The following is an 18,230-nucleotide window of genomic DNA, read 5'->3' on the forward strand; positions in this document are numbered from 1 at the left end:
ACCAGACAGGAATCGTGCTTCGAGGCTGGAATTTGCCGGGCGGCGGAGCGCGGCGCGTGTCAGCTCGCGGTGAGCTTGCGGTAGCGGATCTTGCGGGGCTCGGCCGCGTCGGCGCCGAGGCGGCGCTTCAGGTCGGCCTCGTAGTCGGCGTAGTTGCCCTCGAACCAGACGACCTTGCTGTCGCCCTCGAACGCCAGGATGTGGGTCGCGATCCGGTCGAGGAACCAGCGATCGTGGCTGATGACGACGGCGCAGCCGGCGAAGTTGAGCAGCGCGTCCTCGAGGGAGCGGAGCGTGTCGACGTCGAGGTCGTTGGTCGGCTCGTCGAGCAGGAGGACGTTGCCGCCGCGGCGGAGCAGCTTGGCGAGGTGGAGGCGGTTGCGCTCGCCGCCGGACAGGTCGCGGACCTTCTTCTGCTGGTCGCTGCCGGCGAAGTTGAAGCTGGAGACGTAGGCGCGCGAGTTGACCTCGCGCTTGCCGACCAGCAGCCGGTCCTCGCCGCCGGAGATCTCCTGCCAGACGTTGTTGTTCGGGTTGAGCGCGTCGCGCGACTGGTCGACGTACGCGAGCTCGACGGTCTCGCCGATGCGGAGCGCGCCGCCGTCGGGCTGCTCGAGGCCCATGATCATGCGGAAGAGCGTTGTCTTGCCGGCGCCGTTCGGGCCGATGACGCCGACGATGCCGCCGCGCGGGAGCGAGAAGGTGAGGTCGTCGATGAGGACGCGGTCGCCGTAGCCCTTGCGGAGGTGATCGGCCTCGACGACCACGTTCCCGAGGCGATTGCCGGCGGGGATGTGGATCTCGTTCTCCTCGACCTTCTTGGACCTGTCCTCGGCGAGGAGCGACTCGTAGGCGGCGAGGCGGGCCTTGCTCTTGGCCTGGCGGGCGCGGGGGGCCATGCGCACCCACTCGAGCTCGCGCTCGAGGGTGCGCTTGCGCGCGGACTCCTGCTTCTGCTCGAGCTCGAGGCGCTTCTTCTTCTGCTCGAGCCAGCCTGTGTAGTTGCCCTCGTAGGGGATGCCGGCGCCGCGGTCGAGCTCGAGGATCCAGCCGGCGACGTTGTCGAGGAAGTAGCGGTCGTGGGTGACGGCGACGACGGTGCCCGGGTAGTCGTGGAGGAAGCGCTCGAGCCAGGCGACGCTCTCGGCGTCGAGGTGGTTGGTCGGCTCGTCGAGGAGCAGGATGTCGGGCTTCTCGAGGAGGAGCCGGCAGAGGGCGACGCGCCGGCGCTCGCCGCCGGAGAGCTTGGTGACGTCGGCGTCGGGCGGAGGGAGGCGGAGGGCGTCCATGGCGCGCTCGACGACGCGGTCGATCTCCCAGCCGCCCGCGGCCTCGATCTTGTCCTGGAGCGCGGCGTACTCCTCGAGGAGCGCCTCCATGTCGGGGGGCGACTCGCCGAGCTTGGTGCCGATCTCCTCGAAGCGCTGGACGAGGGAGCGGACGTCGTGCACGGCCATCTCGACGTGCTCGAGGACTGTCTTGCCCGCCTCGAGCTGCGGCTCCTGGGCGAGGTAACCGATGCGGATGCCGTCGGCGGGCCTGGCCTCGCCGAGGTAGTCCTTGTCGACGCCCGCCATGATGCGGAGCAGGGTGCTCTTGCCGGCGCCGTTGGAGCCGAGGACGCCGATCTTCGCGCCCGGGTAGAAGGAGAGCCACAGGCCCTTCAGCACCTCCTTGTTCGGGGGGTGCACCTTCCGGACGTCCTGCATCGTGAAGATGAATTGAGGAGCCACGGTTTCTCCTGCGTGTGCGAGCCCGGCGCGCGGGGGGGTGGGGTGGGGATGGAGGCGCGCCGCCCGATCGACAGAGCGTCGACCGGGCGGGCCCCGGCCGCTGGCCGGATCAGGGAGACCGGCGTATGCGAGATTGCCGGCTGTCGGTCAAGAGGCGTCGACGGCGAGGGGCAGGGGCGGCGCCGGCGGCGGGCGGGGGTGGAGCTGGCGGGGCGGTGATCGTCGTGCGGTTCACGTGCGGTTCACGTGCGGTTCACGTCCGATTCACATCCAGCTCACGCCGGGCGACCTCTGCGGCCGAACGCCTGCCGGAGGACGGCGAGGTCGTCCCGGCCGACCTCGCGCGTGGCGACGAGGAGCGCGACGTACACGAGGCCGACGAGGAGCGCCTCGCCGAGCACGGCGACCTTGCCGAGCCACGGGAGCCGCGCGCCGACGGCGACCGCGACGGCGAGGGAGAGGCCCACGCGGAGCGCCGTCTTCGCTGTGACGAAGCCGCCGGCGACGCGGTGGAGAAGGACGCCGGCGACGACAGCGGACGTGGCGAGCGCGAGCGAGGTGGCTGTCGCGGAGCTCACGAGCATGTCGGGGCCGAAGGACGCGCGGGGGACGGCGACGGAGCAGCCGATCGCGACGAGGAGGACGGTGGCGGCGGTGAGCGCGGCCGCGATGCGCTCGCGGCGGAGGCTGGTGAGCGCGGCCGAGGCGACGCCGAGGACGGCGAACGCGCCCATGCCGAGCGAGAGGACGCGGAGCGTGTCGCCGCCGCGGCTCCAGATCTCGACGGGGAAGGCGAAGCGCAGGACGTGCGGCGCGAGGCCCGAGATGGGGGCGCAGAGCAGGCCGGTGAGCAGGAACGAGAGGCGGACGCCGGTCATCGTGTAGCGGCGGACCGCGGCGCTGTCGGCCTCGGCGTGCGCGCGGGCGAGCATCGGGAAGAGGATGAACGTGACGGAGAGGAGGAGCTGGTAGGGGAGGAACGCGAAGAGCTGCGCGCCGCGGTAGACGCCGATGAGGTCGTCGGCGGCCCTGGCGCCGAGGGCGAGGTGGTTCGTGGCCTGGCCGAGGAAGCGGCGCAGGAGGAAGAAGTCGGTCTGGAGCAGGAAGTTCAGGAAGGTCTGCGAGACGGCGAGCGGCAGGAGGAAGACGAGGTGCTCGCGGATCGAGGGGCCGGCGCTGCCGCGGCGGCCGAGCCCTGTCTTGAGGGCCGCGAGGGGGGCGATGATGGCGGCGGCGGCGACGAAGCCGGCGATGGCGCCGAGCACGCCGCTCTGGCCGGCGCGGAGGAAGAGGAGGGCGCCGGCGGCGACGCTCGCGGTGCGGAGCGCGCCGTAGCCGATGTCGAAGCCCGCCTGGGTGAGGAACCGCCGCTGGCCGTTGAGGGCGCCGACGAGCGGGGCGTAGAGGCCGTAGAGGAGGACGACGAGGGCGGCGAGGCGGAGCGGGCCGGCGACGTGCGGGGCCTCGGAGAAGTCGGCGATGGCGCCGGCGAGGAGCGCGAAGGCCGAGGAGACGACGACGGCGAGCACGGCGTGCAGGGCGAGGGTGCGGCGGAAGGCCTCGGCGGCGTGGTGCTCGGCGACGCTGGAGACGGCGCGCGAGACGCCCTGGATGCCGGTCGCGACGATGACGTTGTTGACGACGCTGACGCCGGCGAAGACGACGGAGACAGCGCCGTAGCCGTCGGTGCCGAGCAGCCGGGGGAGGATGAGCTGCTGGACGAAGCCGAAGACGATGAAGGAGACCTTGGCGCCCGCGATGGCGAGGCCGCCGCGGCCGGCGGAGCGGGCGGTGGAGGGGAAGGCGGGAGCCGGGGCGGCAGGGGCCGGGGCCGGAGAGGCCGCGGCAGGAGCCGGGGCGGCCTGCGCGGGGGCCGGAGGGGCCTGCGAGGGGGCGGAGGCTTCGGGCGGCGGCGGGAGGGGCTCGGCGGCGCGCGACACGGCGGGGTTGTCGCAGAAGCACGCCAGGCGGGCAATCTCGCGGGAACGGGCGAGGGGACGAGAGGACGAGGGGAAGCGCGCGGCGCAGGGGAGGAGGCGGGCGAGCTCGCAGGCGCGTCACCAAAGTGAAGCGGCGTCCGGATTCGCTTGACGGGAAGGGCTGCCCGACTATTCTCGCGCCCGTCTCCGACGCATTCCAGCTTAGCTCAGTTGGTAGAGCAGGCGGCTGTTAACCGCCGGGTCGCTGGTTCGAGTCCAGCAGCTGGAGCCATTCTTATCTCCTTGCCCGCTTCGTAGCGGGGCGCGGGACGGTGTTCGCGTTCCCCTATTCGTGCCCACAGGGGCTCGGGGCGCGGCGGGCGAAGCAGGCCGTGTGCCTCTTCGTCGCCAACTTCCCCGTGCGCAAGGCGTTCGGTGGTAGACCGTCCGGCAGATGAGGACGCTCTTCCGGCGGCCTGGGTTCTGGATCCTGATCGCGGTGCTCGTGGCCTCCGCGATCGTGATGGCGGTGCGCGCGCGTGGACCCAAGGTGAAGGGCGCCGTGGCCGCTCGACAGGATCTCGAGCAGCGCATCGTCGCGAGCGGGCGGGTAAGGGTGCCGACGCGCGTTCAGGTCGCGGCGCAGGTCCCGGGCCTCGTCGTCGCTGTCGGCGCGATCGAGGGGCAACGCGTGAAGACGGGCGATCTCCTCGTGCAGATCGACGACGCCGAGGCGCGCGCGGCGGTGTCGCAGGCGAAGGCCGCCGTCGATCAGGCGAACGCGCGCGTCGAGCAGCTCCGCCGCGTCGGCGCGATCGTCGCGACGGAGGCGCTCCGTCAAGCGGAGACGAACCTCGAACGCGCCGAGGTCGACCTCGCGCGGGTGCGAGAGCTCTCGGCGTCGGGGGCTGTCGCCCAAGCCGAGCTCGACAACGCCCGACAGAGCGTCGAGCTCGCGCGCGCACAAAAGGTCGCGGCGGAGGCGCAACGCATCGCGTCGGCCCCGATGGGCGCGGACTCCCGCATCGCGCTGACAGCGCTCCTCCAGGCGCAGGCGCAGCACGTCGGCGCGAACGTTCGCCTCGCGCAGACCCGGATCGTGGCGCATCAGGACGGCGTCGTGCTCACGCGCTCCGTGGAGCCAGGCGACGTCGTGCAGCCGGCGCGAACGCTTGTGGTGCTCGCCGCGGACGGGAGCCCGCAGCTCGTCTTCCAGCCCGATGAGCGGAACCTCGCGTGGATCGCGCTGGGGCAGAAGGCGCGCGCGTCCGCGGACGCCTATCCACAACAGGTGTTCGACGCCGAGGTGAGCTACATCGCGCCTTCGATCGATCCGCAGAGAGGCAGCGTCGAGGTGCGCCTCGCGGTGCCGAGCGCGCCAGCCTTTCTGTTGCCCGACATGACCGTCTCCATCGATCTCCTGGTCGCTCGGCGCGAGAATACGCTCATCGTTCCGAGCGACGCCGTGCGCGACGCGGCGACGCCGGCGCCATGGCTGTTCGCGGTCGAGGGGGATCGCCTCGTGCGCAAGGACGTGAAGCTGGGCATTCGCGGAGAGGGCGCCGTCGAGGTCGTCGAGGGCCTCGACGAGGGGAGCGTCGTCGTGCTCCCCGACGGACGGATCCATGCGCCGGGCCAGCGCGTGCGCGCGGAGCTCGATTGAGATGCCGTTCGAGTGGTTCGTGGCGCTCCGTTACCTGCGCGACGCGAAGGGGCAGACCGCGCTGATCCTCGCGGCGGTGTCGGTGGGCGTGAGCGTGATTGTCTTCCTCTCCGCGCTGATCAACGGACTCCAGGTGTCGCTCATCGACAAGACGCTCGGCTCGCAGCCGCACATCACGTTGCAGGTGCGGCGCGAAGCGGCGCGCCCGCTCGTCGACCCCTCGCACGATCGCGCCGTCGCGCGCTCCGTGCAGCCCGCGCCGCAGCGCCTTCGCTCCATCGACCAGTGGCCGCTCGTGATGGCCGACGCGGAGCGCACCGCCGGCGTCATCGCCGCGTCGCCGGCGATCGTGGGCGCCGGCTTCGCCGTCCGCGCCGAGGCGAAGAACGCCGTCGTCGTGCGCGGCGTCGATGCCGAGCGCTTCCTCTCGATCATCGACGTCCGGAAGCGCATGCGCGCGGGCCGGTTCGACGTCGCCGGGGGCGACGCTGTCATCGGCGCCGTGCTCGCGGACGAGCTCGGCGTCGGCGTCGGCGACAAGATCCGGATCACGACGACCGAAGGGATCGACGATGTCGTCGCGATCATGGGCGTCTTCTCGCTCGGCAACGAGGCGGTCGACAAGACGTGGGTGATCACGTCGCTCCGCAGGGCGCAGACGCTCTACGCGCTCCCCGGCGGCGCGACCTCGATCGAGCTCAAGGTCGCCGACGTGTTCGCCGCCGAGGCCGTCGCGGGCGAGCTGCGCGGGAGGACGGGGCTGAAGGCGGATAGCTGGATGAAGATCAACGCCGAGCTGCTCACCGGCCTCTCGGCGCAGAGCAGCTCGAAGAGCATGATCCAGTTCTTCGTCATCCTCGCTGTCGCGCTCGGAATCGCGAGCGTGCTCATCGTGTCGGTCGTCCAGAAGTCGCGCGAGATAGGCGTCCTCCGCGCGGTCGGCACGTCGCGAGGCCGCGTCCTGCGCATCTTCCTGATCCAGGGCGCTGTCCTCGGGCTCCTCGGGTCGTTCGTCGGATCGGCGCTCGGGGCGCTCCTGTCGAAGCTCTTCGAGGGCCTCGTGCGCGGGCCCGACGGCGCCCCGAAGTTCCCCGTGCAGCTCGATCTCGAGCTCTTCGTGCTGGCGACCGCCCTCGCCGTCGGCGTGGGGCTCCTCGCCGCCGTGCTCCCCGCGCGGCGCGCCTCGAGGCTCGATCCGGCATCGGCGATCCGCAATGGCTGATCCGCTGCTCGTCGTCGAAGGCGCGGTGAAGGAATACGGCCAGGCCGTCGTCACGCGCGCTCTCGATGGAGTCGATCTCCGGATCGAGAAGGGCGAGTTCGCCGCGCTCATCGGCCCGTCCGGCTCCGGCAAGAGCACGCTGCTCAACATCATCGGTCTGCTCGATCGGCCGACGCGCGGGCGCGTTGTCGTCGACGGCAAGGACACGACGGGGCTCGACGACGCGAGCCTCACCCGGCTTCGCGCGCGGACGCTCGGCTTCGTGTTCCAGTTCCATCACCTCTTGCCGATGTTCACCGCGCTCGAGAACGTGATGCTGCCCGCCTGGGGCGACGAAGGCTTCCCTTCGTCGACCATGAAGGAGCGCGCGGCCGAGCTGCTCGGAGCGGTGGGGCTCGCCGACCGGATGAACTTCAGGGCGACCGCGCTCTCGGGCGGCCAGCAGCAACGCGTGGCCATCGCGCGCGCGCTGTCGCGCCGACCGCCGCTCGTCCTGGCCGACGAGCCGACGGGGAACCTCGACACCGAGTCGTCGGCGGAGGTCTTCGCGCTGATGCGCCGGTTCAACCGCGAGCTGGGTACGACGTTCCTCGTCGTCACGCACGATCCGCGCATCGCCGAGCAGTGCGACCGCGTCATCGAGATCGTCGACGGGCGCATCGCCAGCGACCGCGCATGAGGGGGAACCAGGCGTCGCACCGAGACGCTCCCCGCCAATCGCACTCCCCGCCAATCGCACGCCGTGCAGGAAGCGCAGACGCGGCTGCTCCTCATCGTCGATCCGGCCGTGGCCGATATCGGCGAGCGCGCCCGGTTCGTCGTCGACCCGCGAGGTGACGAGCGCCTACGAGCGGCGCCGGCGCGGCGGCGCGGCGCGAGAAGGCCCGCAAGGGTTAGTCCCGCGGCCTGGTCCATCCCGCTCCCAGCGGACGTGTCGCCAGTACCTGAACGACACTATTTCGTGTGTCCCCGTATCGAACCATGGTGCATATCCGAGCGAATCATGGGGCTACTTAGGGTCTCTTCATGGTGTCCTGTAGACGCCGTCGATGATCGGTCGATCGTCGCGGGAGGGGACATGAATGTTGTCGAATCCGTCGCGGCCATGTTTGCCGTGTCGTGCATCGGTTTTGTGGTGAATCCAGCCGAGCAGACCGCGCATGAGCCGTCGGATCTGGACGTTCAGGAGGCGCGCGTAGGTTATTTGCCTCCCGCTCCGATGTTTACGTCCGGGCCGCGGGAGCAGGTGGCTGCTGAGGCGCTCGACGAGCCCTTGTCACGGGACACCTGTGAGGATGCGTGCGAACGGTATCATCAGCGATGGAGCCTGCTTTGTAGCCGTGTTTCAAGGAATGTCAGACGGCAGTGCCACTCTGAGTCCATGGAAGGATACGGGCTATGTCAGAAAAATTGTCGCAACGGATGCGATGCTGCCAGTTCAGCTATGTACGACAGGTGGGAGCTGTACTGCGACGAGCGTTGTCCATGGTACTGCAAAGGCGAATGTACCCTGCGCAATAGGCTAGGGCGCATAGCGTTCAATCGTGAGTGCGGCTGAGTACGGCATGTGGTATGGGCACGCTCTGAAGAGCTGCAGAGTCACGTTTGAGCTTGGACGGGCGCTTCTCCCGCTTGACTAGGCGTCGGCAGCGAGTATCGGACGACGCATGGACAAGATCCTCGGAGAGCGGAAGCTGGTGTTCAAGCCTTCCGACGGTTCACCGGCACAGACGGTGGTCGCCCGATTCGGCCATCCAGAACCAGGGGGCGACGGTACATGGTGCGTAGACGTCCAAGTGGAGCAAGCAGGGAAATCGGGTATAGCAGTCCAGGCGCACGGCCTGGACCAGGCGCAGGCCCTCTGGCACGCGTTCCTGATGCTCGATGCTCACCTTGAGGCCATGACGGACCGCGGATCCGTTGAGCTCTCCGACGGCAACGAACCCCTAGAGCAAGAGGCTACAGAGGAGACGGAAGCTTGGCGCTTCGTGTCGAGAGTCGCATTGGACCACGACTCCAAGTTCAGCAACGAGCTGATGCTTGCAAAAGTGGATGTTCTTGGTGAGCGAGAGCTGACGCTGAGGAGGAAGGATGGCAGCGAGGAAAAGGTCGTCGTGCGCCTAGGACATCCGTATCTATCCAGAGGCTATTGGCGCGCTCCGTGCGAGATTGTCGGGCCGAAAGGCGCGGTGCAGCGTCGCTCTGGATCAGGAGAAGACTCGATCCAGGCGCTGACGAACCTGCTGTATCTGGTGCCGACCCTTCTGGAAAGCGTCGCAGAAGAAGGGGAATTTTATACACAGGAAGGTGCGGTAGGACACTGGTTCCCTCGAATTTTGCTCGAAGAGCAACCGGATAAAGCGGCGAAGTGAAGCTCAGATCCGCCCACGGCACCGGAGCAGGCAGCGCGACGGAGGTTGGCAGCACCGGATCCCGAGCTTGGCCAGGTCGACCGCGAGCTTGCCGGCGTTCGTCTCGACCTCCTCACCGCGCCGCCGCAGTTCCGCCGGGCGGCGGCTCCGGGGAGCTCAGGCGATGCAGCAGAACGTGGACGGCCCGGCCGGCTGGACCTCGCCGACGGGCTCGGCGCCCTGCGGCGCGCACGCGCCCGGCTCCACCGCCACGACTGCGGCCGACTTGCTCCCCAGGCCGACGCCGGGCGGCGTCACCACGCAGAACGGGACGCTCGAGCTGACCAGGTTCGACGCGACAAGGTCGGTGCACGCCGCGTCGCGGTACACGGACGCCATGGTCGTGCACGAGGCGCCGGTCGGGTCGCCGCAGCTGCAGGGGGTGCAGTCGCGGCCGTCGAGCACGTCCCTGTAGAAGACGTGCCTCTGGGCGTAGCCCTCCGGACAGCCGGCGTCGCCCTCGTGATAGATGCAGGTCAGGAACCCGTGCGGCGCTGCCGGCGCGCACGTCGTCGCGTCGGCGCACGCGGTGTGCGCCCCGGCGACGCAGGCTTTCGCGCGCGTCGCCCACCGGGGCGCCTCCTGGGGGATGGGCTGCGGGACCTCGATGCGCGCCGTACACGCGCTGGCCGCGATCGAGGGCGCCGCGATCGTCAGCGACTGCACGCAGAGCTCGCCGTTGCAGCGCTGATCGGCGGGGATCGCGCTCTCGGCCGTGCACGCGCCATCCCATGCGTCGGGCGCGGCGAACGAGGTCGCGACGGCGCCGGGCGCGTCGCCGGGGCACGAGGACGACGATGCGGCCCACGCGGTGGGGAGCCCGCACGAGACCTCGGGCGGGTCGCACGCGCAGGTCGGGCACGTCATCGGCACCTGCTCGAGCTCGGCGAAGCCCTCGTACCCGACCGTCGGCGCGTCGGCGGGGCAGTCGGGCGTGGCCTCCGGCGGGCCGAACCAGAGGAGCGCCGGGCCGGACCAGCCGAGCGGCGCAGGGGAGACGCACTGGCCGGAGCACAGCGCGCTGTGCGCCTCACCGCCGTCGCCGCCCTGGCCGCCGTCGCCGCCCTGGCCGCCGTCGCCGCCCTGGCCGCCGTCGCCGCCCTGGCCGCCGTATTTTTCGCACCAGTCAGGATAGAGGACGCGCTCTTCGTCCGAACATGGGCCAGTGATGATGATTGGGTCTGTGGAGCAACCAGCGGTCAACAGCGCTCCAGCAAGGACAAAGCTCGGCACACGCATGCTTCGTACCCTAGGTGAACGATGGTCCTCTGCGCAAGGAGGGTGTCTCCCTCCGGACCTCGTGCGCGTTGGCCATTCCCTTGGCTGATGGAAATTTATCATCATTCTTACCTTGGGGCAGGGCGGATGTCTCTGCCGCCGGATCCCCCTCACAGGTTCAGCTGTAGACCCATCCCGAACGCCACAGCGACCGCGGGAGCGGTCCAGACCGCGCGTTCTGATTCGGCAATGCCTCCACGACGGAGGAGCGACGAGTCGACCAGGCGCTGAACCGCCTCGGTATAGCCGTACCCATAGAGGTTCTCTGAAAATGGCCACGCAACGCCCGCTCGCGCGCCGATTCCAACACGAAGATAGAGCAGCGGGCCGCCGCTCCTGGGAGCTTCGGGCACGGCACGGCGCACCCCGACCTCTCCGACCCCGCATGCGAAGAGAACAGGCCGGTGAAGGCACAAGGCAGCGTTCGTGGTGAGCGCCGACGTCGCCACACGTATGCCCGCTAGATCGGTCGACAGCGCGGAGAACCCGCGGCCCTCCAGCGTGAACGACCATGCCGGCCAGCGTCCCGTGACCGCCAGCGTCGGTCCAGCCGCAACGCCGGGCGTCACCCCCAGCGCCACCGTGGCGCCGGCGCCAACGGCCCAGCGGAAGCGCTCCGCCGCAGCTTGCCCCGCGCTGATCGAGGGCCGCGCCTTGCCGGGCGGACGTGCGCGCGGCGCCTTGCTGGGCGGGCGCGCGGGCGGCACCTCGCTCGACGGCGCCGCCGGCTGCCCCTCGCTTGACGGCGCCGCCGGCTGCCCCGCACACGGGCGCTCCGGGGAGCATCCCGCCTCCGCTCGCGTCGCGGGCTCTCGCTGCGGGGCCGGCGCCGCCTGCGGCGGCGGGAGCTCGCCCGTGTCGTCGAGCTGCACGGCGATCGACAGGGCCACCGTCGAGACCAGCGTCTTGCAGTCGTCGCGGGTCCTGTAGCCGTCGGCCCAGAGCACCAGGCCGCGGCGATCGCGGAGGTAGATCGACGCGATGAGCTCGCCCTGCCCTTGTTCTATCGACACCGCCACCGTGAGCGGAGCCTCGGCGTCGAAGGGGTCGAAGCCCATGCGCCGGGCGGTCTCGGCGCGCAGGAACCGCTCGTCGGGGCAGCGCTCGGCGCCAGGGCCGCGCGTGAGCTCGATGCGCACGGGGGCCCGGCGCGGTCCGGAATCGGCCCGGGTCGGCGCGGCCGCGAGCTGCGCGGCAAGGGCCGCGACCATCGAAGCGAACGCTGCGCGCCGGGTCTGCTTTCCCCATCGTGCGGGAGGCGACGCGACGCGCGCGTGAAGCGGCGGCTCTGCGCTCATGGCCGCTCGTGCCCCGCCGTGCCGCCGGTCGCCGTCACCGGCAGCGCCTCCGCCTGCGACCGAAGCCGCTCGCGCAGCAACGTGAGCCGGCTCCGTGGAAACCGCCGCGCGTGCGCATCGAGGTGCTTGAGGGCGGCGCCGCGCTCGCCATGCAACAGCGCCTCCTTGGCCGCATCGAGCAGGGCGAGCTCCTCGTCGAGCCGATCCGGACCTTGGTCTGCGGGCGCCGGGGCGCGCCTCGAGGCGGCGGGCTTGCGCTGGCCTGGCCCATCGTTCGTCCGTGCCGCGGGCGCTCGGGGCCCCTGGGCCTCGTCGGAGCGCGTGGCGTCGTCGGAGCGCCGCGCTTCACCGAGAACGCCCCGGGGGCGCGGCTCCGGCGTCGGGCCCGGATGGGCGCTCCGGACGACCAGGAGGGGGCTCGCGACCGCGCCGAGGTGGCGAGCCCAGGTCACCGGCGCCGGAGCGAGCGCCGTGGCCAGGAGCACGCCGCCGGCGACGCCTGCCGCACCCCACCCGAGCGCCGGGCGACGGGCCCGGGCGAACGGGCGCGCGAGGCGCGCTCGCCACCGCGTCCTCGCGAGGCGCGCTCGGGAGCTCGGCGCGGCCGGGCCGCTCGCGGGCAGGATCGTCTCGGAGAGCGCACGCAGCGAGGTCGCGGAGAACAGCGGAAGCACGAGGACGCTGGACCGGAGCGCCCGTTTCTCCTCGGGGCGCAGCCGCTTCTCGGCGGCGCGGTAGTCCCGGCGCGCGAGGCGCAGCCGGCTCGCGGCGGTGTTCTCGTTGATCTCCAGGGCGCGCGCGATCTCGCATACCGGGACGTCGTACGCGTCGGCCAGGATGAGGACGGCGCGGCGCTCGGGCGCGATCTCCGAAAGGAGGCGGACCGCGAGCGCGAGCCGCTCCTTCGCGGCGACGTGCTCCTCGTTGCTCGGCGCGACGTCTGCCTGCTGGAAGCAGGCGACGTCGGCGAGCCCAACCGGCACCTCGCGGCGCCGGTAGGCGCGCTCCAGGTGATGGCGGACCTGCCGCCAGGCGATCCCGAAGAGCCACGAGGCCTCCGCTCGCCAGTGCTCGCCGAGGCGCTCCGGCCGCGATGGATCGGGCACGCCCGCGGGGGTGCCGCGCAGGCGGGGAGGTGCGTCGCTCGGTGCGCTGTCCGCGGCGACGGCGGCCTGCGCGGGCGCAGCGGCGAATCTCAGGGTGTCTGGCGAGTCCAGCAGGGCCGCGGCGCGCGCGCTGCCAGGGCGCATGGGGTCGTACCGGGGGAAGCTGCGGTAGGCGCCCAGCAGGACGTCCTGGCACAGGTCGTCGAGGTCGTCCTCGGCGACGCCGAGGAACCGGAGCATGCCGGGGAGGACCTGAACGGCGGTTGCGTGCATGGATGTCCAGGCGCCGTGCTGGACCGGGGCGGCCGGAGGACGAGAAGGGCTCATGCTCAGAGTTACGGGGCGTCTCCCGCGGTCGTCACAGAATCGGGCCGGGCCGAGGCCCCTCCGACCCGATGCGCCCCCTCCGACCCGGTGCGATGCCAGCTCGGACGAGGGCGACGCATCCGGTCGCGGTGATCCGCGACACGGGGGCCGCTGAGCGACCTTCACCGACTCGGGCGTCTCGAAATCCCGGCGGCATGGTAGCTTGTGCCGGTGCGAGACTCAGCCGCCAGGGGCCGGACCGATACCGCGTCGCTCGTCGTCACAGCTCAGCCCGACGCGGTCTACCGTGCCTTCGCTGACCCCGACGCCCTCATGGCGTGGCTCCCGCCTGACGGCATGACCGGTCGCGTCCTCGACTACGACTTCCGCGAGGGCGGTCGCTACCGCATCGAGCTGACCTACGATGAGGCAGCGTCCTCCGGCGTGGGCAAGACCTCCGGGAATACCGACGTCAGCGCCGGGCGGTTCCTCTCGCTGGAGCCGGGCAAGCGCATCGTCCAGTCGGTCGTGTTCGAGTCGTCGGACGCTTCGTTCGCGGGCGAGATGACGATGACGTGGTCGTTCGAGGCGCTGCCCGCAGGGACCCGCGTCACCATCACCGCGGAGAACGTCCCGCCCGGCATCAGCCAGGCCGACCACGACGCCGGCCTTCGAGCGTCCCTGGAGAACCTCGCGCGCTACCTGGGGTGACGCCTGCCTGTTGCGCGGAGCGACCGGACCGGGGGCCGCCTATAACCCCGCCGCCAGGCCCCGCGACGCAACTGATTGCGATGTTAGCCTTTCTGAAGGCTCCTGAGCTCTGGAAGGTATCCGAGCACGGCCGCGAGTTTGGTGCCTTGGATCCAGAACGCGGCGTGGAGCGGGCAGCGCGTGCCATGGCCTTCCTGGACGACCTCGGCGCCAACGAGGTCAGCTGACGCGCTCCGCTCCACCGCCTCTTCCCCGCCTGCCACGACTTCCCGCGCGCTGTCGCGCAACCAACGGTGAGCGGGGTCTGCGTCCAGCCTCGGATGCCACAGCAACGAGACGGTGATCTCCGGCGCAGCGAAGGGCAGCGCGACGCTGAACAGGCCGTCGCGCAGGCTCCTCAGCCGGGGCGCCGGAGCTCAATCCCCCGGCTGGATGGCGACGGAGTATCCGCCGTCGGCCATCACGATGGAGCCGACCATGAAGCTCGCCTTGTCGGACGCGAGGAACGCGACGACCTCGGCGATCTCCTCGGGCGCGGCCGCGCGACGGATGGGGGCGCCTCTGCCGTGATCGCGCAAGAACTCGCGGCCGTCGGGCCGGATGTCGTTGAGCAGGTTCGTGACCACGTCGCCCGACCCGACGGCGTTGACGCGGACGCCATGGTCGATGGCCTCCAGGGCCAGGACCCGCGTCAGCTGCGCCAGCGCGCCCTTCGACGCCGCATAGGCTGCGATCTGCGGGAATCCGAAGAAGCAGGCATAAGAGCCGATGTTGACGATCGCCCCGCGCCGGTTCGGGATCATCGCTCGCAGCGCCTCGCGCGAGTGCAGGAACACCCCGGTGATGTTCACGTTCATGATCGAATTCCAGTCGTCCAGCGACATGTCGATCACGAGCTTGTTGATGATGCGCGCGGCATTGTTGACGAGGATGTCCAGCCTGCCGAAGCGCTCGACCGCGAGCGCGACCACGCGCTTCGCCGTCTCCTCCTGGGCGACATCCCCGACGAACGGCACGATGCGACCGTCACCGCGGGCCAGCTCGTTGACCGCCGGGCGGATGTCCTCGGCCACGACCGCGGCGCCGCGCGCCTCCAGCAAGAGCGCCGTGGCCCGACCGATGCCGCTCGCCGCGCCGGTGACGATCGCGACCCTGCCTTCGAGATCACGCTGCAAATCTTCGGTCCTGCTCATGTTCTTCTCCCGAGAGCGCCGTGCGTGTGCTCTCCAGTCTTTCCTGGTAACCGTCCAGGAAGATCGCAAGCCCCCGGCTACCGCGGCTCCGGATGGGCATCGCCAGCGCCGCTGTCGTAACGTTTGAGATCGAACGGCAGCGTCAGCGCTCCGAAGTCCGGGATGCTGCCGGCGGGGGCGGTCTGCCCCTCGTCCGTCGGTTCGTCGGGCTTTGCGTTCTGCTCCAGCGCGATGTCCTGATTGCGGACCACGTAGGCGCGCAGGCCGTCCTCGTACGCGGCGATGCCGCCCACCAGATCATCCTTGTGCATGGCGAGCTCACTGGCCAGAACGTAAGCGCCGACCATCGCGACCGAGGTGGCCTGTCCCGTACCCAGAGAGACGGCGTAGCCAGCATCGCCGACCAGCACGATCCGCCCGCGTGACCAGCTGCTCATGCGGACCTGGCTCAGCGAGTAGAAGTGGAAGTCGGTCGCGCGCAGCATGTGCTCCACGATCTGCGGAATCACCCAGCCTGCGCCCGCGACGCGGTCGGCGAGCAACCGCTTCTGCGCGCCGATGTCGCGGACGTCGTGGTCAACCTTCTGCGGCGCGTTGAAGCCGAGATACGTCCTCGCGTTGACGTCCTTCCGCAGGCCCATGACCAGCGCGCCGACGGAGTCCGGCTGCCGGTACATGACCTGCCAGCGCTCGAGGCCGAGGAAGTTCGGCATGCCGAACGTCGCAATGTACAGGTCGCCGAAGGCGCGGACGAACTGCTCATCGGGGCCGAACGCGATCCGCCGCACCCCCGAGCCCACTCCGTCGGCGCCAACCACCAGCTCGAAGCGGCGAGGCGCAGCCGTGACGAACGTGACGTCGACGCCCGACTCGTCCTGGGTCAGCGACGCGATGGAATCGGCGAAGAGGTACTCGACCTGGGGACCCACGGCCTCGTGAAGCACGTGACACAGGTCGTCGCGCAAGATCTCGACATCGGGGCTGTCGAGCCGGCCGCCCGTCAAGGTGCTCTCCGTGCTCCGAAAGATCTCCTGACCGGCCGAGTCGACAACGGAGATGCCCGTCAACCTGGTGCTTCGATCGCGGAGCGTGGCGAGGATGCCCATCCGCTCCGCGACCTGCAGGGCCGGCCCCCGAACGTCGAGCGCGTGACCGCCCGGGCGTAGATGCGGCGCACGCTCGACCACCGTGACCGCGAAGCCGTGGCGGGCGAGCCAACAGGCGATGGTGAGACCGGAGACGCTGGCGCCGGAGACCAGAACCCGGGAGGCGGGACGCTTCGGGATTGTCGTGCTCATGGGAAGCACGGTAGGTTTCTCGAACCGAGCCGTCCAAGACACTGATCGCAAGGCTATGATGCCTCCAGGGCAACGGTCGAGACCATGGAACTCCGACACCTCCGCTACTTCGTCACGATCGCCGAGGAGCAGAGCTTCCGCCGAGCCGCCACCAGGCTCCACGTCTCGCAGTCGCCGTTGAGTCGGCAGATGAAGGACCTCGAGGAGGAGATGGGCGTCGAGCTCTTCGCGCCCGAGGGACGCGGGATCAAGCTCACGGCCGCCGGGAAGTCCTTCGCGGAGAGAGCCAGGAGCATCCTCGCGAGCGTCGACGCGGCCGCCGACGAAGCGAGGGGAATCGCCGAAGGCAGGCTCGGAACCGTGGTCATCGGCTTCGAGACGGGCACGACCTTCATGGGCTCGTTCCTGTCCCTCGTCGCGGCGTTTCGTCGGCGAGCGCCCCGCGTCGGCCTCGAGCTCGTCCCCATGAGCAGCCTGGAGCAGTGGACGGCGCTGCGGCAGGGGACAATCGCCTTCGGCTATGGCGCCTACGCGCCCGATGACGACGCCCTCGGCCACCTCGAGATGACCCGCGATCGACTCGGGCTGCTCCTCTCCCCTGAGCATCGACTCGCGCGGCTCAAGAAGATCCGGCTTCGAGACCTCGAGGGCGAGCGCCTGCTACTCCAGCCGCGTCAGCTCTATCCGAGGCTCCACGCGGACATCATCACGGCGGGGCGCGCGCAGGGCGTGACGCTGCACGTGACGGCGGAGGTGCTCGACCTGGAGGCGCTCCTGGCGCTGGTCGTGATCGGCGATGCGGTCACCTTCCTCTCGGAGAAGTTCTGGGAGCTGGCTTCGCAGACCTCGTTGCTGTGGCGGCCCGTCGAAGATCTCCGCATCGACCTGAGCGAGGTCGTCACATGGCGCGTGGAGGACGACGGCGCGCCCGTTGTGCGAGCGCTGATCGAGAGCGCGCGAGAGGTGAGCCCGCTCCTGCCGCACGCCGCAGGCCGCGCGCGCTCCCCCAAGGCCGCCAGGCGAAAGCGCGACGAGCGCTGAGGCGTCTTCCCGGGCGGTCACGAGAGCGACACGTGTCCCCTCCGCGCCTGGGCGGCTGCAGTGCCCCTGCGGAGGTCGGCGGCTGCCCACAGAACCGGAGAGGCTGCCAACCGCTTCTTCGCTGTGCCCGGACGTCCCGCCCGGCATCAGCCGGGCCGACCACGACGTCGGCCTTCGAGCGTCCCTGGAGAACCTCGCGCGCTACCTGAGCGGACGCTCGCGCGGCATCGAGGACCTCAGCGAGAAATAACGGGCCGAGCGCTTCGAGGACATGGGTCGATGACCCGACTCACGGCTCGCCGCCCTGCACACCCTGCTCCCTGACCACGCTGATCTCCCCGTCCGCCTCGAGGCAGGCAGAGCGCACCGTGGTGATGTCCGTGATCCCTTGCCTGCGACGGGCCGCCTGCAGCTCCTCCTCGGTGACCATCTCCCGGCGCATGTTCTCCCGCTGCGGGCTCCCGCTGGTACGGCCACGCGCGTCAGCGGGCGGAATGGAAGCGTCGAAACAGCTCGTGAACCTCCTCCGCGAGGCTCTGGACGGGACCTTCCACGGGCAGCCCCGGGACGACATCGCGAATCGGCACGCACCGGACCGGAGGAGCCGGGAGGCCCAACTCGGCGAGCCAGCCGGCCAGTTGTGCCGAAGAGCTCGCGTACACGATGCGGCCGAGCCGGACCCAGCCATGGGCCGCGGCGCACATGGGACAGTGCTCGGTCGAGGTGAAGACCGTCGCCGCGGCTCGCTCGTCGGGGGCGAGGTTCGCGGCCGCCCAGCGCGCCAGCGCGAGCTCCGGGTGGCAGGTCGGATCGCCGCCGCCCACGCGGTTGTGATCCTCGGCGAGGACAGTCCCATCCGCGGCGACAAGGACGGAGCCGAACGGCTCGTTGCCGGTCTCCAGCGCCAGCGCCGCGAGCTCGACGCAGCGGTGCAGGTGCCTCATCTCGGTATGGCTCGGCATGGTCGTCTCCTTCGGGGGCACGAGAGTACTGCTTCGTTCGCGCTGGAGGGGCCCTCGCAAGAAAGGGGCCGCTCCAGGCCATCGGTCAA

At 70.5% G+C, this 18,230-nt stretch carries 16 protein-coding genes, 1 tRNA gene and 1 pseudogene; 8 read left to right on the forward strand and 10 right to left on the reverse strand.

Annotated elements, in window-relative coordinates:
* Positions 1-59: 59 nt before the first annotated feature.
* Both ettA and WMF42_RS05940 read right to left on the reverse strand, forming a co-directional pair.
* Complete coding sequence (gene ettA / locus WMF42_RS05935) at positions 60-1,733, reverse strand: energy-dependent translational throttle protein EttA (RefSeq protein ID WP_434045922.1); 1,674 nt, start codon at positions 1,731-1,733, stop codon at positions 60-62.
* Positions 1,734-2,008: 275 nt separating this feature from the next.
* Positions 2,009-3,673: a lipopolysaccharide biosynthesis protein gene (locus WMF42_RS05940; RefSeq protein ID WP_437690747.1), complete on the reverse strand. Its 1,665-nt coding sequence runs from the start codon at positions 3,671-3,673 to the stop codon at positions 2,009-2,011.
* A 195-nt stretch (positions 3,674-3,868) separates the two neighbouring features.
* Between WMF42_RS05940 and WMF42_RS05945 the strand changes: the two genes are divergently transcribed.
* The 5 genes from WMF42_RS05945 (at position 3,869) to WMF42_RS05965 (ending at position 8,909) form a co-directional block, all read left to right on the forward strand.
* A tRNA-Asn gene (locus tag WMF42_RS05945) sits at positions 3,869-3,944 on the forward strand.
* 162 nt (positions 3,945-4,106) lie between these two features.
* The gene (locus WMF42_RS05950) at positions 4,107-5,315 is read left to right on the forward strand and encodes an efflux RND transporter periplasmic adaptor subunit (RefSeq protein ID WP_437690748.1); all 1,209 of its coding nucleotides are present in this window, start codon (positions 4,107-4,109) and stop codon (positions 5,313-5,315) included.
* Between the two features lies 1 nt (position 5,316).
* Complete coding sequence (locus WMF42_RS05955) at positions 5,317-6,537, forward strand: ABC transporter permease (RefSeq protein ID WP_437690750.1); 1,221 nt, start codon at positions 5,317-5,319, stop codon at positions 6,535-6,537.
* Positions 6,530-7,216, forward strand: a complete 687-nt coding sequence (locus WMF42_RS05960) for an ABC transporter ATP-binding protein (protein WP_061606746.1) — start codon at positions 6,530-6,532, stop codon at positions 7,214-7,216. Before WMF42_RS05955 ends, WMF42_RS05960 begins: the two co-directional genes overlap by 8 nt.
* 988 nt (positions 7,217-8,204) lie before the next feature.
* Positions 8,205-8,909 (forward strand): DUF6968 family protein, encoded by a 705-nt coding sequence (locus tag WMF42_RS05965; protein ID WP_437690752.1) that lies wholly within the window; start codon positions 8,205-8,207, stop codon positions 8,907-8,909.
* Between the two features lie 156 nt (positions 8,910-9,065).
* Here WMF42_RS05965 and WMF42_RS05970 read toward each other — a convergent pair whose 3' ends face one another.
* The 3 genes from WMF42_RS05970 to WMF42_RS05980 form a co-directional block, all read right to left on the reverse strand.
* Complete coding sequence (locus WMF42_RS05970; RefSeq protein WP_437690754.1) at positions 9,066-10,187, reverse strand: hypothetical protein; 1,122 nt, start codon at positions 10,185-10,187, stop codon at positions 9,066-9,068.
* A 149-nt stretch (positions 10,188-10,336) separates the two neighbouring features.
* Entirely contained in the window at positions 10,337-11,437 is a 1,101-nt protein-coding gene (locus WMF42_RS05975; protein ID WP_437690756.1) for a hypothetical protein, read from the reverse strand.
* Positions 11,438-11,520: 83 nt separating this feature from the next.
* Complete coding sequence (locus WMF42_RS05980; protein ID WP_437690758.1) at positions 11,521-12,957, reverse strand: RNA polymerase sigma factor; 1,437 nt, start codon at positions 12,955-12,957, stop codon at positions 11,521-11,523.
* Between the two features lie 210 nt (positions 12,958-13,167).
* Here WMF42_RS05980 and WMF42_RS05985 point away from each other — a divergent pair, with 210 nt between their 5' ends.
* Positions 13,168-13,647, forward strand: a complete 480-nt coding sequence (locus tag WMF42_RS05985) for an SRPBCC family protein (RefSeq protein WP_437690760.1) — start codon at positions 13,168-13,170, stop codon at positions 13,645-13,647.
* Positions 13,648-13,727: 80 nt separating this feature from the next.
* Positions 13,728-13,874 carry a hypothetical protein gene (locus WMF42_RS05990; RefSeq protein ID WP_437690762.1) on the forward strand — a complete coding sequence of 49 codons (147 nt, stop codon included), beginning with the start codon at positions 13,728-13,730 and terminating at the stop codon, positions 13,872-13,874.
* Between the two features lie 36 nt (positions 13,875-13,910).
* Here the strand turns inward: WMF42_RS05990 and WMF42_RS05995 are convergent.
* The 3 genes and pseudogenes from WMF42_RS05995 to WMF42_RS06005 all read right to left on the reverse strand — a co-directional run.
* A pseudogene (locus WMF42_RS05995) lies at positions 13,911-14,039 on the reverse strand (LysR family transcriptional regulator); the annotation flags it as partial.
* Between the two features lie 24 nt (positions 14,040-14,063).
* Positions 14,064-14,840, reverse strand: coding sequence for an SDR family NAD(P)-dependent oxidoreductase (locus tag WMF42_RS06000; RefSeq protein WP_437690764.1), 777 nt, complete (start codon positions 14,838-14,840; stop codon positions 14,064-14,066).
* Between the two features lie 77 nt (positions 14,841-14,917).
* Positions 14,918-16,138, reverse strand: a complete 1,221-nt coding sequence (locus WMF42_RS06005; RefSeq protein WP_437690766.1) for an FAD-dependent monooxygenase — start codon at positions 16,136-16,138, stop codon at positions 14,918-14,920.
* An 84-nt stretch (positions 16,139-16,222) separates the two neighbouring features.
* Between WMF42_RS06005 and WMF42_RS06010 the strand changes: the two genes are divergently transcribed.
* Positions 16,223-17,179 carry a LysR family transcriptional regulator gene (locus WMF42_RS06010; RefSeq protein ID WP_437690768.1) on the forward strand — a complete coding sequence of 319 codons (957 nt, stop codon included), beginning with the start codon at positions 16,223-16,225 and terminating at the stop codon, positions 17,177-17,179.
* A 289-nt stretch (positions 17,180-17,468) separates the two neighbouring features.
* Here the strand turns inward: WMF42_RS06010 and WMF42_RS06015 are convergent, their stop codons facing one another.
* Both WMF42_RS06015 and WMF42_RS06020 read right to left on the reverse strand, forming a co-directional pair.
* Positions 17,469-17,621: a YetF domain-containing protein gene (locus WMF42_RS06015; protein ID WP_437690770.1), complete on the reverse strand. Its 153-nt coding sequence runs from the start codon at positions 17,619-17,621 to the stop codon at positions 17,469-17,471.
* Between the two features lie 40 nt (positions 17,622-17,661).
* Positions 17,662-18,141 carry a nucleoside deaminase gene (locus tag WMF42_RS06020; RefSeq protein WP_437690772.1) on the reverse strand — a complete coding sequence of 160 codons (480 nt, stop codon included), beginning with the start codon at positions 18,139-18,141 and terminating at the stop codon, positions 17,662-17,664.
* Positions 18,142-18,230 lie beyond the last annotated feature (89 nt).

The organism is Sorangium sp. So ce176 (genome assembly GCF_051519835.1).
GTDB lineage: Bacteria > Myxococcota_A > Polyangia > Polyangiales > Polyangiaceae > Sorangium > Sorangium cellulosum_G.